Genomic DNA, 14,107 nt, shown 5'->3' with positions numbered 1-14,107 from the left:
AGTGGACGAGTGTCCTGCCCGAGACCGTCTTTCAGGTCCCGAGCTCCTTCACCAGCGCATCGACCACGGCCACCAGGTCACCGCCGGTCGCCTCCGCGACCTGACGTTGCCGCTGGTAGGACGCGCCACGACGGGGAATCTCCGCGACCGCGGCCAGTTCGTCCGCGCAGCCGAGACGCACAGCGGTTGAGGCCAGCTTCTCGAGCAGGTCGTTCAGGTCGTCGGTGACGAGGCGCTCGTTGCTGTCCTCGTCGAGAATGATCTCGGCGTCGAGCCCGTACCGCGCGGCCCGCCACTTGTTCTCCTTCACGTGCCACGGCTGCAGGTTGGGCAGGTTCTCACCTGCCTCGAAACGCCGGTCCAGGTCGACGATCAGGCAGTGCACGAGCGCGACGAGGGAACTGAGTTCGGCGCGGGTGGAGATGCCGTCGAAGACGCGGACCTCGATGGTGCCCCACCGTGGCGCCGGCCGGATGTCCCAGTGCATCCCACCGATCTTGGTGATCACACCGGTCTTCATCTGATCGCTGATGAAATCCTCGTACTGCCCCCAGTTCGCGAACTGGTACGGCAGCCCCGCGGTGGGGAGCTGCTGGAACATCAGCGCACGATTACTCGCATACCCCGTGTTGACGCCGGCCCACATCGGTGAGGACGCGGACAGCGCGAGCAGATGCGGGTACCGCTGCAGCAGCGCGTTGAGGATCGGGAACACCTTCTGCGGCGAGGACACACCGACGTGGACGTGCACACCCCAGATGAGCATCTGACGGCCCCACCACTGGGTGCGCTCGATCAGCTCGTCGTAATCCGGTGTGCGCGTGACCAATTGGGTCGACCACTGCGCAAACGGATGCGTTCCCGCACAGATCAGATCGACGCCGAGCGGGTTCGCCGCCCGCCGCAACAGGTCGAGCGACTCGTCGAGGTCGTCCATCGCCTCACCGACCGTCGAGTGGATACCGGTGACGAGTTCGACGGTGTTGCGTAGTAACTCCTTGGTGATCCGCGGATCCTCGGGACCGGCAAGATTCGCCACCGCGTCGAATACCTCCGCGGCCGTGTTGGAGAGATCCCGCGTGACCCTGTCGACCAGCGCGATCTCCCACTCGACGCCCAGTGTCGGCCGCGGCGAACCGGGAAAAGGAACTACCACGGTTTCGATCCAACCACAGCCCGCAGTGCGCGGCAGCGCACCGACATCCCGGCCGAAGCCGGGATGTCACGCGACTCAGCTGGCGCCGATGACACCGCAGGCCACCCGGGAACCTGCGTCCCCGGTGTTCAGGGTTTCCTGATCAGGGGCGGGTGCGTAACGGGTGGGGATGTTGGCAAAATTGTCGGAACCCGAGTGGATCATGACCGCGGTGCCGGCGTCGCCGTTCTTCAGGTCCTCGACCGTGAAGGCGTCGGTGGTGGTGACCAACTCGGCCGTGCCGTCGGCCAGAACCTGCAGCGACGTGAGGTCACCGCTCGCGGGGTGCCCCGAGTGGCCCTCGGCCTGGAAGTGCCCGCCCGCGGACAGGAAGTTTCCGGGCGCACCCCCGGTCGGTGCCACGGAGTTCGTCTCGCACTTGCCGACGGAGTGCACGTGGAAACCGTGGAAGCCGGGCGTCTGATCCTTGACGGAAACGGTGACCTCGACGTGACTGCCGGCCTGCTTGAACGTGGCGGTGCCCACGTCTTCGCCCTCGGCGTTCTTCAGCGTCGCGCTGACCGCGCCGCTCTCCGCGGACTCACCGGAACCGCTCTCGGCGTCGCCGGGAACGCCTGCAGCGCTGGGATCGGCGGCGCCGGTCCAGACGGAAGGAGTGGTGCCGGGAACGTCGGTCGGCTCCTCGTTGTTACTGCAGGCGGTCAGTCCGAGTGCTGCAATGGCCACCACCGGGGTGACAATGCGCCAGGACATCCGACGGGTAGAACTCGAGGCCATCAAACCGCTCCTTTGAGGTGGCGAAGAAGTGCATCTGATCATAACCGCGGCGACGGTGCACCGACCGTCCGGTCTACTGTGCGGAGGTGACGATGACGATCACACCGGCGGACGAATTCGCGATACCCGGGAACCGCGGCTGGGCCGAAACCCCGAGCTGCGCGGCGATCTCCGTGGCCGCTTCCTTCTCGGCGGCGGAAGTCCCGTAGTACACAGTGGTTTCGGAGATGGTGCCGTCGCTGTAGTTGCCGGTTTCCGACACCGTCCACCCCGAGGACATCAGTTCGGTGGCCGTCTGGCTCGCGAGACCGGTGACATTGCTGTTGTTGAGCACCCGCACCGGGACCGACGCCGCGTCGGCGGACTTCGATGTGCTCGAGGCACCGGACGTGGTGCTCGCCGCGGACGCCGAGGTGGCGCCCGCCGCTCCCGCAGCCGTCGTCGGGCGTGCGGCGGCGGTGGTCGTGGCGGCCGCCGTGGTCGTGACGGTGGCGGCGGTCTCCTCCGAGTCCGAACCTCCGAGGGAGGCGAACCCGAGACCCGCGAACAGAATCGCGAGGGCGATCAGCACCATCGCGAGGGCACGTAACGGCGGGCCGGACGATTCGGGTTTCGGAGTACTCACGATGTCGACCTTAGCGACCGGGTGCTACGTGACGTCGAACCCGAGGCGGCGGGCGGCGCGGGCCTTCTGCCTGCTCGCGCGCAGCCGTCGCAGGCGCTTCACGAGCATCGGGTCGGCTGCGAGTGCCTCCGGCCGGTCCACCAGTGCGTTGAGCACCTGGTAGTACCTGGTGGCGGACATGTCGAACAGCTCTTTGATCGCCTCTTCCTTCGCGCCGGCGTACTTCCACCATTGGCGCTCGAAGGACAGGATGTCGTGCTCCCGACGCGAGAGGCCGTCGTCACCGACGTCCTTGACCCCTGCCGAGTTGTCGCCGTCGGTGCGCTCGGACTGGTTCCGACTACGCGCTGTTGCGCCGTCCATCTCACTCCTCGACTACTAGCTCTCGCTCGACCTCAGCGAAACCACGTTCCCCCGGCTCCTCGATCGCGTGGCCGACCGAGCAACGAATTACACCGCTGTTCTTCAGCGACTATTCAACCATGACGAACGCCGCGGGCAGTGCGAACGGCTCGGACGCGCCGCACTATCCTTGACGACCATGGCCATCCTCCCCATCCGGATCGTGGGCGACCCGGTATTGCACGAACCGACCGAGGCAGTGTCCCAGTCACCTGCGGAACTCGCTGAGATCATCGCCGACATGTACGACACGATGGACGCCGCCAACGGCGTCGGGCTCGCCGCCAACCAGGTCGGCCTGCCGCTGCGGTTGTTCGTCTACGACTGCCCGGACGTCGACGGGAACGGCACGGCGCTCCGCCGCCGGGGTTGCGTCGTCAACCCGGTCCTCGAAACATCGGAACGACCCGAGACCATGCCGGATCCGGACGACGACGTCGAGGGCTGCCTGTCGGTGCCGGGCGAGCAGTTCCCCACCGGACGGGCCGAGTGGGCGAAGGTCACCGGCACCGACGCCGACGGCAACGCCGTCGAGATCGAGGGACACGGCTTTTTCGCACGCATGCTGCAGCACGAGGTCGGTCACCTCGACGGCTTCCTCTACGTCGACATGCTGGTCGGCCGCAACGCGCGCGCCGCCAAGAAGACCATCAAGCGCGCCGGCTGGGGCGTTCCCGGTCTCAGCTGGGTGCCGGGAACGGTCGAAGACCCGTTCGGGCATGACGACTGACATTCCGCTCGGAAGCCGGGTGGTGCTGCGATATCAGCTGCCGCCCGGCCACAGCCATCCGATGACCGACGTCATCGGGATGCTGGAGAGCGTCGAACCGGTGGTGGTCGTCCGCGCCGCGGACGGCTCCGTGGTCGAGGTGGATCCGGAGCGGGTGATCGCGCTGAAGGCCGTCCCCGCCCGACCGGTGCGCGCGAGCGAGATCCGGTCCCTCGAACTGGCGTCCGCCGACGGCTGGCCGGGTGTCGAGCACGCGTGGATCGACGGGTGGCTGGCCCGGTACGGTCACGGCTTCACCGGGCGCGCCAACTCGGCGGCCCCGCTCGGCGACCGTGGGTCGGTCGGCAGCCTGGACGACGCCTCCCCCGGCGGCACGCTCGACCGTCTGCGTGAGTGGTACGCCGAGCGCGACCGCCCCTTGCGGTTGCTGATCCCCGACCGGCTGGGCGAGGTACCGCTCGGCTGGAACGTCAGCGACGAAGTGGTCGTGATGGCGGCCGACATCGACAACCTGGCTCTGCCCGAGGGCCCACGAACCACCACCGTCACCGATCACCCCGATCCGGACTGGCTCGCCCTCTACCGCTACCGCGGGTCCGCGCTCCCCGACTTCGCGGTCGACGTGCTGGACTCGGTCCGCGGCGGCACTCTCGGGTTCGGCCGGATCGGCGCCGCCGACTCGACGCTCCTGGCCGTCGCCCGCGGATCCGTCACGTCCGCGCCCGACGACCGCCGGTGGGTCGGGCTCACCGCGGTCGAGGTGGCGGAGGCCCACCGCCGCCACGGAATCGGCAGCCTCATCTGCGGCGACATGATCGACTGGGGACGCGAACACGGCGCGACCCACGCGTGTCTGCAGGTCGCCGTCGAGAACGAGGGCGCCCAGGCGATGTACCGCAACCTCGGCTTCGTGGCGCACCACCGGTACCGCTACGCCACCGAACCTGTCGGCTGACGACCTGTCGGAGAGTGCCGCTAGGGTGGCTGCCGTGCGCATCGCAACCTGGAACGTGAACTCTGTTCGTGCCCGTACCGATCGGATCCTGGACTGGCTCCAGCGGTCCGACGTCGACGTGCTGGCGATGCAGGAAACCAAGTGCAAGGACGAGCAGTTCCCGTACGAGCGTTTCCGCGAACTGGGCTACGAGGTCGCGCACGTGGGCCTCAGCCAGTGGAACGGCGTCGCGATCGCGTCCCGCGTGGGTCTCGACGACGTGCAGATCGGATTCGAGGATCAGCCCGGTTTCCACAAGGACCCGGAGGTCGCGCCCGCGCAGGAAGCCCGCGCCATCGGCGCCACGTGCAACGGCGTCCGCATCTGGAGCCTGTACGTCCCCAACGGCCGTGAGCTCGCCGACCCGCACTACACGTACAAGCTCGACTGGCTGGCGAAGTTGCACACCGACGCGGTCGGGTGGCTGGGGCAGAACCCGGACGCGCAGATCGCGCTGGTCGGCGACTGGAACGTGGCCCCCACCGACGAGGACGTCTGGGATCCGGCGCTGTTCGAGGGCAAGACGCACACGTCCGCCCCCGAGCGTGAGGCCTTCCAGGCATTCGTCGAATCCGGTTTCGCCGACGTCGTCCGGCCGCACACCCCCGGTCCCGGCGTCTACACCTATTGGGATTACACCCAGTTGCGGTTCCCGAAGAAGCAGGGAATGCGCATCGACTTCGTGCTGGGATCGCCTGCCCTCGCCGGCCGTGTCGACAAGGCCGAGATCGACCGCAACGAACGTAAGGGCAAGGGCGCCAGCGATCATGCGCCGGTCATCGTCGACCTCGGCGACTGAGAACGCAGCACACCGAGCGCCACGACCGCGCACCCGAACCCGATGAGCGCACCGTGCCCGATGCGCAGTGGGGCGTCGACGTAGAACTGCGGGATGAACAGCGCGAACCCCACCGCCATCGGGATCCCCGCCCAGCCCGCGAGCAGCCAGGATCGGGCGATCGCCACAGCGGCCGCCGACGCGCCGACCGCGACGAGTAGCAGCCCTGCAGCGAACAGCGTCGCCTGCGCCGCCCCCATCCGCACGCTCTCGGCGAGGTTCGTGACGGCCTCCTCGTCCAGGCCGCTGCCGCCCAGGGCGTGCAGCGCGAACGTTTCGGCACCGTAGTAGGGCAGCGTCAGCCCTGCCCCGATCCACGACGCCGCCACTGCGACCACCGCCGCTCGTTCGCCACCCGTCCCTTTCAGCAGTCCACTGAGCGCGACGAGCGCAAGCCCGAACGCGATGAACCCGCCGACGGCGGCGAGGTGAGCGACGAGCCACGACGGTGAGGCGAACTCGGCCAGTCCGTCCGGCGCCCCACCCGCCGCGTAGGGACGCACCACGGGGTAGACGACGAACAGGACACCGGCGAGGGCGAACAGCGCCGCGGCGCAGATCCGTGCGACCCCGGTACGACTCTCGATCCGATCCGACACGGTCATGACGACTCCTTCGACTGTGAGCACCGCTCTCTATATAGAGCAGTATTCACAGCGGAGTCGCAGATGGCAAGAGCAGTGCTCTCGAAAGTAGGGCTACTCGGCAACCAGAACGTCGAGGTGTTCCGGATGCAGCGCCAGGTAGCGCTGGACATACGTGCAGATGGGGCGCACTTTCCAGCCACGTCGACGCGCCGAGCCCAACGCCTCGCTCACGAGGACCCCGGCCAGTCCTCGCCCACCGAACTCTTCCTTGACGACCGTGTGCATGAACGCGACCACCTCGCCCGGCTTCGCCGTGAATCCGGGGATGTCGTCCTCGTCCCGATAGCCGAGGATGCCGACCAACTCGTCCCCGAGCCACAGATCGAATCGTTCGTGGGCAGGGTTGTCGAGCACGCGAGCCTCAGCGGCCGTGATGTTCCCGGACGACCCGGAACTGTTCGGAGTGTGATCCATGCCACTCATGGAATCAGCAAGGCGGCATCTTCGCGAGCGGAATCGCCGCCCCCGGAACCGTTTCGTTGCCGCCGAGTGCCCGAATCGTGCCCCGACCGTTGTCAGCCCTCCACCGGGACGACGAGGTCGCGGTACTCGGGGTGCGCCGAGACGAAGCGCTGCACGTACGTGCACACGGGCCGGACCTTCCAGCCGTATCCGCGGGCGAGATCGAGGGAGCGACCCACCATGAGGGCGGCGAGTCCGCGGTGGCCGAAGTCCTCCACGATCACCGTGTGCATGAACGAGACCACCGGCGCCTGCCGCCCCCGACCCTTCGGACCCGGCGGCCGGGCGGCCACCACTCCCACGCCGGCACCGGCGCCGGGCGGCGTGTCGGCAAGGTCGAAATACCCGAGGATCCCGACCAGGTCACCACTCAGGCGTAGCTCGAATCGGTTCTGATCGGCGTTGTCGATCACGTCCACAACCTGCGCGTCTGTCAGCATGGCTATCTCCTGGGGGTGTGTGTCGTAATCGAAATGTGATGTTCATCACCCTTTATACCGATGCCGGGAACCGCTGTCCAAGTTTCACCCGAATGATTACTCACAGAGATCTCGGTTACAGTTTGTGGGACAACTACACATCCACGGGGGCTCGCACCAGCGGGCTGAGAGGACGGCTAGGGCCGTCGACCGTCGAACCTGTCCGGGTAATGCCGGCGTAGGGAGCATCATCGATGAGCACAAACGTATCTACAGCCACGTCCGTCACCACGGGGCCGATCGAGGGCAGCACCAAGCAGTACCTGCTGTCGGGCGACGACATCCGGGTGCCGGTCCGGCGCGTACACCTCACCAACGGTGAACACCTCGACGTGTACGACACGTCGGGTCCGTACACCGACGCGGACGCCGCGATCGACCTGGAAGCGGGACTGCCGCATCTGCGCGCACCGTGGATCGCCGACCGGGAGGGCACCCAGCTCGACGCCGCCCGCGCCGGCGTCGTCACCCCTGAGATGCAGTATTGCGCTGCACGCGAGGGTGTTTCACCCGAGACGGTGCGCACCGAGGTCGCGGCGGGACGCGCCGTGATCCCGGCCAACCGCTGCCATCCCGAACTCGAGCCGATGATCATCGGCAAGGCGTTCGCGGTCAAGATCAACGCGAACATCGGCAACAGCGCGGTCACGTCGTCGATCGCGGAAGAGGTCGAGAAGATGGTGTGGGCGACGCGGTGGGGCGCCGACACCATCATGGACCTGTCCACCGGCAAGAACATCCACGAGACCCGGGAATGGATCCTGCGTAATTCGCCCGTGCCCGTGGGAACCGTGCCGATCTACCAGGCGCTCGAGAAGGTTGGCGGTGACCCGACCGCGCTCACGTGGGAGATCTACCGCGACACCGTGATCGAACAGTGCGAGCAGGGCGTCGACTACATGACGGTCCACGCCGGTGTGCTGCTCCGCTACATCCCACTGACCGCGCGCCGCGTCACCGGAATCGTCTCCCGCGGTGGGTCGATCATGGCGGCCTGGTGCCTGGCCCATCACCGGGAATCGTTCCTGTACACCCACTTCGACGAACTGTGCGAGATCCTCCACCGCTACGACGTCACGTTCTCGCTCGGTGACGGTCTGCGCCCCGGGTCCATCGCGGACGCCAACGACGAGGCCCAGTTCGCGGAACTGCGTACCCTCGGGGAGCTCACGCGGATCGCGAAATCCCATGGGGTGCAGGTGATGATCGAAGGTCCCGGGCACGTCCCGATGCACAAGATCGTGGAGAACGTGCGCCTCGAGGAAGAGTTGTGCGAGGAGGCGCCGTTCTACACGCTCGGGCCGCTCGCCACCGACATCGCGCCGGCGTACGACCACATCACGTCCGCGATCGGCGCGGCGATGATCGCGCAGGCCGGCACCGCGATGCTCTGCTACGTGACACCCAAGGAACACCTGGGACTGCCGAATCGGGACGACGTCAAGACCGGGGTCATCACGTACAAGATCGCGGCGCACGCCGCGGACCTCGCGAAGCAGCATCCGCGGGCGCAGGAGCGGGACGACGCGCTGTCGAAGGCCCGGTTCGAATTCCGCTGGCACGACCAGTTCGCGCTGTCCCTCGACCCGGATACCGCGCGGGAGTTTCACGACGAGACGCTGCCCGCCGAGCCGGCGAAGACGGCCCACTTCTGCTCGATGTGCGGCCCGAAGTTCTGTTCGATGCGGATCTCCGCCGACGTGCGCGAATACGCACAGCGACACGGACTCGATTCGGTCGAAGCCATCGAGGCGGGTATGGCCGAGAAGTCGAGCGAGTTCGTCGACGCAGGTGGCCGCGTGTATCTGCCCGTCGAATCCGTCACCTCAGAGAATCGGTAAGGTCCCCTTCGTGAAGCTGCTGCCCCTGACCCCCGACGGCCAGACCCCCGTCCGAGTCCTCACCATCGCCGGCACCGATTCCGGCGGTGGCGCCGGGATCCAGGCCGACTCGCGGACGATGGCGCTGTGCGGCGTCCACGCATGCGTCGCCGTTGCGGCGGTGACGGTGCAGAACTCGGTGGGCGTCAGCGGTTTCCACGAGATTCCGCCGGAGACGGTGGCCGCGCAGGTGCGGTGCGTCGTCGACGACATCGGGGTCGGGGCAGCGAAGACGGGCATGCTGGCGTCGACGGCCATCATCGAGGCCGTCGCCGCCGTGTGCACCGAGGTCGGGATCGGCCGCGACCAACCGGTCCCGCTGGTCGTCGACCCGGTGTGCGCGTCGATGCACGGAGATCCGCTCCTGCATGCCGAGGCGCTGGACGCCGTGCGGAACACGCTGATCCCGATCGCCACGGTGGTCACCCCGAACCTCGACGAGATCCGGTTGATCACCGGCATCGAGGTGGTGGACGACTCGACCGCGCGCCGGGCCGCCGAGGCGCTGCACGCACTCGGGGCGCAGTGGTCGATCGTGAAGGGCGGGCATCTCCGGACGTCGGCGTCGAGCACCGATCTGCTGTTCGACGGCGACAGGTTCCTCGAGTTCAGCAGTCCCCGCATCGACACCGGCAACGATCACGGCGGCGGCGACACCCTCGCGGCCGCCATCGCGAGCGCTCTCGCCCACGGGTGGTCCGTGCCCGATGCGGTGGCGTTCGGCAAGGAATGGGTCACCAAGTGCCTGGAGGCGTCGTACGACCTGGGCGCCGGTCACGGCCCCGTCTCTCCCCTGTGGCGACTCCGTCACTCGTGAGTACTTGTTAACGTCGCGCGGTTAATAAGTACTCACGGGCGGCGGAGCCGCAGCCGCCAGATACCGAGGTCGGAGGGCACCCCGCTGGGCGCGGGGGCGAAGAAGGCGCGTCGCCACGGTTTGACGCCGACACCCAGTTCGTCCAGGGTGCCCGGCTGCAGACTCTCCAGCGTGGCGGACGACGCCATCACGTTGCCGTCGCCGCCCAGTTCCATCATGCGCGCCGCGATCGTCACGTCCACGCCGAGCCAATCGCTGCCGATCTGCCGGGGCACGCCGGTGTGCATGCCGACGCGCATGCGGGGGCGGTAGCCGTCCACCTCCACCTCCGCGAGCGCCTCCTGCGCCGCGAAGACGGCGTCGATCGCACGGTCCGGGCTCGGGAAGACGGCCATCACGCCGTCCCCCAGGCGCTTCACCACGTGCCCGCCGCGGTCGACGATGGGGGTCTCGACGGCTCGGGCGACGTCACGCAGCAGGGCGAGGGTGGCGCTGTCACCGGCGGGCAGCGACCAACTGGAGAACCCCACCAGGTCGGTGAACACGATGGTCACTTCCTGCGTTCCCCGGCCGCGACCGGTGCGCTCGAGCAGCGCCTGCCACACCTGCAGCGCGCCGAGGCTCATCTCGCGGGACGCGCCCGGCTGATGGTCGAGGAACCGATCGGCGACGCGGGCGATGGCCCGTGCGCTGCCGGGGCCCGCCGTCGACAGGGGATCGCCGAACGCGGGATCACCGGGCAGCGCGCGACGAACCCTCCGCAGCCCTTCGATCAGCTGTGGTTGCCGGTTCACCGATCCCATCCAGCCCAGAACCTTGTCGCCTCGTTTCGATGTCTGCGCAGCGTCGAGTTCGGCACTGATCTCTTCGGCCGGGTCGTCGCTCACGGGAGTAAGGGTAACCCAGCGTCACATGCACAAACTCGTGACGAATCGGACATCACTCCGCCGCCCGCGCCTTCTCCCGGTCCGCGCCGGTGGGGACACCGTTCGGCCCGGCGAGCGACTCCGCGTACACCCCGACGGCGTACGCGACCGCGGCGGCATTCTCGGCGAGCGCGGCCCGGTTCACGTTCTCGAGGGTGTCGGTCGCGCTGTGGTAATTCTCGTCGTACACCACATCCGGGGTGCCGCCCCACTTCTGCGACTGCTCGGGGGTCTTCGTCTCGTCGGCGCCGCTGAACACGCCGCCCGAGGGGATGCCGTGCTCGATGAACGGACCGTAGTCGGATCGGCCGTCGAAGTCCGTGCCGTCCGCGACGACACCGTTGCTCTGGAGGAACTCGGTGAACGTGCGCTCGATGCCCGCGGAACCCTCGGGTCCGGGCCCCTCGCCGACGTTGTCGGAGTTGTCGCCGTCGTACGCCAGGTAGCCGGCGTTCTCGGAACCGAGCATGTCGAAGTTCAGGTACAGCGCGATGTCGTTCCGCTGGTCCTCGCTGAGGCTGTTCACGTAGGCCTCCGAACCGAGCAGACCCAACTCCTCCGCGCCCCAGAACGCGAAGCGCACCGCGTTGTCGACGTCGGGCGAACCGCCGAGTTGCACGGCCGTTTCGAGGGTCGCGGCGACGCCGGTGCCGTTGTCGTTGATGCCGGGACCGTCCGGGACGCTGTCCAGGTGGGCGCCGACCATCACGACGTCCTCGGCCGAACCGGTCTTCGTCTGGGCGATGACGTTGCGAGCGGTGCTCGACTCGGTGGCGGTGTCGAGGGTGAGGGTGACGTCACCGCCGGCCTGCTCGAGTGCGGCGCCGTCCGCCTTGCTCACTCCGCCCGTGGGTACCTTGCCCACGTCCGGGTCGCCGAGAGTTCCGCCGCTCATCGGCCCGTCCTCGTTGTTGACGACGATCACGCCTGCGGCGCCGCGCTCGGCCGCGAACTGCTGCTTGGCCGAGAACGGGCACACCCCGCGGTTGACGAGGACGATCGCCCCGGTCACGTCGAGGCCGTCGTAATCGGTGACCTCGCATCCCGGACTCTCGTCCTTCGGGGCGGGCACCAGGCGGGCGGTGATCCCGTCCGGACCGGTGGACGGCGAATACGCCAGAGCACGCACCTCGAAGTCACGGTCGCCGGACCTGATCGCCTCCGTCCGGACGTCGAAGTTGTGGAACTCGAATTCCGGGGTCTCGACGTCGAAGCCCTTGTCTTCCAGCACCTGTGCGACGTAGTCGACGCTGGCGTCGTAGCCGGAGGTTCCGGCCGCGCGGTTGCCGTTGTTGTTCTCGGCGATCGTCTGCAGTTGCTCCAGGTGCCCCACCACACCGCCCTCGGTGACCGAGGCTGCGAGAGCGCTCGCATCGACCGGCGGCGAATCGGGTTCGCTCGTCGACGAGCACCCGGCCAAGACCATCGCACCGGCCACTCCGACTGTGAAGGCACCCCGTAGTCGCATGTCGGGAGCCTAACGCAGAAGCACCTGTGGGCCGGCGCGAATGGATTTCGCACCGGCCCACAGGCTCCCGCCCCGCCGTCACCCTCAGCCAGGTCTCCCGACGATCACCTGGCGGAGGAGCGGGGCGAAAGTACTGTATCGGGTGTCAGGCGTCGCGCTTGTTGACGACCACCAGGCCGGCCCCGAAGATCACGAAGACGAACACCGCGAAGTAGACCAGGCTGCCCCACGGGCCCCAGTGGAATTCGACCCCCTGCGGCGCCCCCAGGAAGTTGTTGGCGTTGAGGAACGGCAGGAAGGGCATGATCTTCGAGCCGAACGAGCCGAACAGGTTGAACAGGCTCTCGATCAGCAGCGGCCACAGCAGCAGCAGGGCGATCGCGCCCGCCGACTGGCGCAGCAGCGTGCCGACGCCGACGGCCAGAACCACGCACAGGAACGCGTAGATCGGGACGCCGTAGATCGACCGCCAGGCGTCGTCACCCGACAGCGTGAGCGCCGCTCCCGCCTCGTCACCCGCGGTCGCCTTCGCGATGGCGTACGCGCCGAACGTGAGCACGAATGTCAGCACCGCGCCGAACGCGCCGATCAGACCCGCCTTCGCGATGAGGACGGACGCCCGGTTCGGGATGGCCTGGAACGTGGTCCGGATGACGCCGAACCGGTATTCGCTGGTCACGGCGAGTGCCGCGAGGATCATCAGGACCAGTACGCCGAATCCGGAGACACCACCGACCGCGTCCGACATCTGCGGCAGGAACGGATCGAAATCCGGTTGCTTACCGTCCGCGATCTGGTTGTTGAAGGAGTTGATGCTGGCCTTCGCACTCAGCCCGATGACTGCGGCGAGGCCGAGGCCCAGCACGATGATGATGACCGTGCACCACCACGGCGACCTCGTCGACGTGATCTTGATCCGTTCGGCATTGAGAACAGCCATTACAGTGCACCCCTCATCACATCTTCGACGCCCTCTGCGTGGTACTGCACGTCGTCTCCGGTCAACTTCATGAAGGCGTCCTCCAGCGATCCGCGCTGAGATGCCAACTCGTGCAGGACGATGCCCTGCGAACCGGCGATCCCGCCGACGACGTCCGTCGACGAATCCACCACGACGAGCGCCTGCTGCCCGTCGGATCCGTCCTCGCGCACGGTGAGTCCGTTGGACGTGAGCGCGCTACGCAACGCGTCCAGCTGTGGGCTCCGCACGCGCACCGTCGATTCCGAGGACTTGCTGACGAACTCGGACACGGTGGTGTCGGCGATCAGACGCCCCCGGCCGATGACCACCAGATGTTCTGCGGTGAGCGCCATCTCGGACAGCAGGTGGCTCGACACCAGCACGGTGCGTCCCTCCGCCGCGAGGCGCTGCATGAACTTCCGGATCCAGACGATGCCCTCCGGGTCGAGCCCGTTCACCGGCTCGTCGAACAGCAGCACCTTCGGGTCGCCGAGAAGCGTGGCAGCCAGGCCCAGTCGCTGGGACATGCCGAGCGAGAACCCGCCTGCCTTCTTCCCGGCCACCTCGGTGAGCCCGACGAGGTGCAGCACCTCGTCGACCCGGCTCTTCGGCAGCGAGTTGGACGCCGCCATCCACTGCAGGTGGGCTCGGGCCGAGCGGTTGGGGTGCACCCACTTCGCGTCGAGCAGAGCCCCCACCGTCCGCAGCGGCTGCACCAGGTCGCTGTACGGTTTGCCGTCGATCAACGCGCTGCCCGCCGTGGGGCGGTCCAACCCGAGGATCATGCGCATCGTCGTCGATTTGCCTGCACCGTTCGGGCCGAGGAAGCCGGTGACCATACCCGGCTTCACGTTGAACGTCAGGTTGTCCACCGCCTTCGTCGCACCGAAGGTCTTTGTCAGTCCCCTCACTTCAATCATGAGGAGAAGGATGCCGGAACCTGCG

At 67.7% G+C, this 14,107-nt stretch carries 16 protein-coding genes and 1 riboswitch; of the genes, 5 read left to right on the top strand and 11 right to left on the bottom strand.

Features of this window, described 5'->3' with window-relative positions:
- Nucleotides 1-31 precede the first annotated feature (31 nt).
- The 4 genes from CJ177_RS16380 to CJ177_RS16365 form a co-directional block, all read right to left on the bottom strand.
- On the bottom strand, nt 32-1,156 hold the full coding sequence (locus CJ177_RS16380; protein ID WP_095868131.1) for a glutamate--cysteine ligase: 1,125 nt from the start codon (nt 1,154-1,156) through the stop codon (nt 32-34).
- Nucleotides 1,157-1,231: 75 nt separating this feature from the next.
- Nucleotides 1,232-1,933: a superoxide dismutase family protein gene (locus CJ177_RS16375; protein ID WP_061042914.1), complete on the bottom strand. Its 702-nt coding sequence runs from the start codon at nt 1,931-1,933 to the stop codon at nt 1,232-1,234.
- A gap of 73 nt (nt 1,934-2,006) precedes the next feature.
- Nucleotides 2,007-2,558, bottom strand: coding sequence for a LytR C-terminal domain-containing protein (locus CJ177_RS16370; protein WP_005251740.1), 552 nt, complete (start codon nt 2,556-2,558; stop codon nt 2,007-2,009).
- Between the two features lie 24 nt (nt 2,559-2,582).
- Complete coding sequence (locus tag CJ177_RS16365) at nt 2,583-2,921, bottom strand: DUF3263 domain-containing protein (protein ID WP_005251738.1); 339 nt, start codon at nt 2,919-2,921, stop codon at nt 2,583-2,585.
- A 178-nt stretch (nt 2,922-3,099) separates the two neighbouring features.
- Between CJ177_RS16365 and CJ177_RS16360 the strand changes: the two genes are divergently transcribed.
- The 3 genes from CJ177_RS16360 to CJ177_RS16350 are packed head-to-tail and all read left to right on the top strand — an operon-like array spanning nt 3,100 to nt 5,483.
- Complete coding sequence (locus CJ177_RS16360) at nt 3,100-3,690, top strand: peptide deformylase (RefSeq protein WP_005251736.1); 591 nt, start codon at nt 3,100-3,102, stop codon at nt 3,688-3,690.
- Nucleotides 3,680-4,645: an N-acetyltransferase gene (locus tag CJ177_RS16355; RefSeq protein WP_095868130.1), complete on the top strand. Its 966-nt coding sequence runs from the start codon at nt 3,680-3,682 to the stop codon at nt 4,643-4,645. Before CJ177_RS16360 ends, CJ177_RS16355 begins: the two co-directional genes overlap by 11 nt.
- 34 nt (nt 4,646-4,679) lie before the next feature.
- Nucleotides 4,680-5,483, top strand: coding sequence for an exodeoxyribonuclease III (locus tag CJ177_RS16350; protein ID WP_025433168.1), 804 nt, complete (start codon nt 4,680-4,682; stop codon nt 5,481-5,483).
- Here CJ177_RS16350 and CJ177_RS16345 read toward each other — a convergent pair.
- From CJ177_RS16345 to CJ177_RS16335, 3 genes are all read right to left on the bottom strand, one after another.
- Nucleotides 5,450-6,127, bottom strand: a complete 678-nt coding sequence (locus CJ177_RS16345) for a hypothetical protein (protein WP_095868129.1) — start codon at nt 6,125-6,127, stop codon at nt 5,450-5,452. The two genes, CJ177_RS16350 and CJ177_RS16345, sit on opposite strands and share 34 nt — an antisense overlap.
- 93 nt (nt 6,128-6,220) lie before the next feature.
- Nucleotides 6,221-6,583 (bottom strand): GNAT family N-acetyltransferase, encoded by a 363-nt coding sequence (locus CJ177_RS16340; protein WP_095868128.1) that lies wholly within the window; start codon nt 6,581-6,583, stop codon nt 6,221-6,223.
- Between the two features lie 101 nt (nt 6,584-6,684).
- The gene (locus tag CJ177_RS16335; protein ID WP_005251726.1) at nt 6,685-7,071 is read right to left on the bottom strand and encodes a GNAT family N-acetyltransferase; all 387 of its coding nucleotides are present in this window, start codon (nt 7,069-7,071) and stop codon (nt 6,685-6,687) included.
- Between the two features lie 133 nt (nt 7,072-7,204).
- Nucleotides 7,205-7,312: riboswitch (TPP riboswitch) on the top strand.
- On the opposite strand from CJ177_RS16335, the gene thiC reads away from it, so the two are divergent.
- Together thiC and thiD are read left to right on the top strand one after the other, a co-directional pair.
- Nucleotides 7,305-8,951: a phosphomethylpyrimidine synthase ThiC gene (gene thiC, locus CJ177_RS16330; protein ID WP_061698117.1), complete on the top strand. Its 1,647-nt coding sequence runs from the start codon at nt 7,305-7,307 to the stop codon at nt 8,949-8,951. It overlaps the preceding riboswitch by 8 nt.
- Before the next feature lie 10 nt (nt 8,952-8,961).
- A complete protein-coding gene (gene thiD / locus CJ177_RS16325) occupies nt 8,962-9,807 on the top strand; it encodes a bifunctional hydroxymethylpyrimidine kinase/phosphomethylpyrimidine kinase (RefSeq protein ID WP_005251723.1) in 846 nt (281 codons plus the stop codon).
- Nucleotides 9,808-9,839: 32 nt separating this feature from the next.
- Here thiD and CJ177_RS16320 read toward each other — a convergent pair whose 3' ends face one another.
- From CJ177_RS16320 to CJ177_RS16305, 4 genes are all read right to left on the bottom strand, one after another.
- Nucleotides 9,840-10,694, bottom strand: coding sequence for an adenylate/guanylate cyclase domain-containing protein (locus CJ177_RS16320; RefSeq protein ID WP_005251722.1), 855 nt, complete (start codon nt 10,692-10,694; stop codon nt 9,840-9,842).
- Between the two features lie 52 nt (nt 10,695-10,746).
- Nucleotides 10,747-12,201: a M20/M25/M40 family metallo-hydrolase gene (locus tag CJ177_RS16315; RefSeq protein ID WP_005251718.1), complete on the bottom strand. Its 1,455-nt coding sequence runs from the start codon at nt 12,199-12,201 to the stop codon at nt 10,747-10,749.
- 145 nt (nt 12,202-12,346) lie between these two features.
- Complete coding sequence (locus CJ177_RS16310; RefSeq protein ID WP_005251717.1) at nt 12,347-13,141, bottom strand: ABC transporter permease; 795 nt, start codon at nt 13,139-13,141, stop codon at nt 12,347-12,349.
- Nucleotides 13,141-14,082, bottom strand: coding sequence for an ABC transporter ATP-binding protein (locus tag CJ177_RS16305; RefSeq protein ID WP_005251715.1), 942 nt, complete (start codon nt 14,080-14,082; stop codon nt 13,141-13,143). The genes CJ177_RS16310 and CJ177_RS16305 overlap by 1 nt, the downstream gene beginning before the upstream one ends.
- Nucleotides 14,083-14,107 lie beyond the last annotated feature (25 nt).

It is taken from the genome of Rhodococcus sp. ACPA1 (assembly GCF_002300195.1).
GTDB classification, from domain to species: Bacteria; Actinomycetota; Actinomycetes; order Mycobacteriales; family Mycobacteriaceae; genus Rhodococcus_F; species Rhodococcus_F opacus.
The sequence above is the reverse complement of the archived record's forward strand: the minus strand, read 5'-3'. Positions and strand labels throughout refer to the sequence as shown.

What these genes read in the sequence shown, in the direction of transcription:
- CJ177_RS16375 (WP_061042914.1), bottom strand. Translation starts at nt 1,933, where the DNA reads ATGGCCTCGAGTTCTACCCGTCGGATGTCCTGGCGCATTGTCACCCCG.
- CJ177_RS16365 (WP_005251738.1), bottom strand. Translation starts at nt 2,921, where the DNA reads ATGGACGGCGCAACAGCGCGTAGTCGGAACCAGTCCGAGCGCACCGAC.
- CJ177_RS16360 (WP_005251736.1), top strand. Translation starts at nt 3,100, where the DNA reads ATGGCCATCCTCCCCATCCGGATCGTGGGCGACCCGGTATTGCACGAA.
- CJ177_RS16355 (WP_095868130.1), top strand. Translation starts at nt 3,680, where the DNA reads ATGACGACTGACATTCCGCTCGGAAGCCGGGTGGTGCTGCGATATCAG.
- CJ177_RS16345 (WP_095868129.1), bottom strand. Translation starts at nt 6,127, where the DNA reads ATGACCGTGTCGGATCGGATCGAGAGTCGTACCGGGGTCGCACGGATC.
- CJ177_RS16340 (WP_095868128.1), bottom strand. Translation starts at nt 6,583, where the DNA reads ATGGATCACACTCCGAACAGTTCCGGGTCGTCCGGGAACATCACGGCC.
- CJ177_RS16335 (WP_005251726.1), bottom strand. Translation starts at nt 7,071, where the DNA reads ATGCTGACAGACGCGCAGGTTGTGGACGTGATCGACAACGCCGATCAG.
- thiC (WP_061698117.1), top strand. Translation starts at nt 7,305, where the DNA reads ATGAGCACAAACGTATCTACAGCCACGTCCGTCACCACGGGGCCGATC.
- CJ177_RS16315 (WP_005251718.1), bottom strand. Translation starts at nt 12,201, where the DNA reads ATGCGACTACGGGGTGCCTTCACAGTCGGAGTGGCCGGTGCGATGGTC.
- CJ177_RS16310 (WP_005251717.1), bottom strand. Translation starts at nt 13,141, where the DNA reads ATGGCTGTTCTCAATGCCGAACGGATCAAGATCACGTCGACGAGGTCG.
- CJ177_RS16305 (WP_005251715.1), bottom strand. Translation starts at nt 14,082, where the DNA reads ATGATTGAAGTGAGGGGACTGACAAAGACCTTCGGTGCGACGAAGGCG.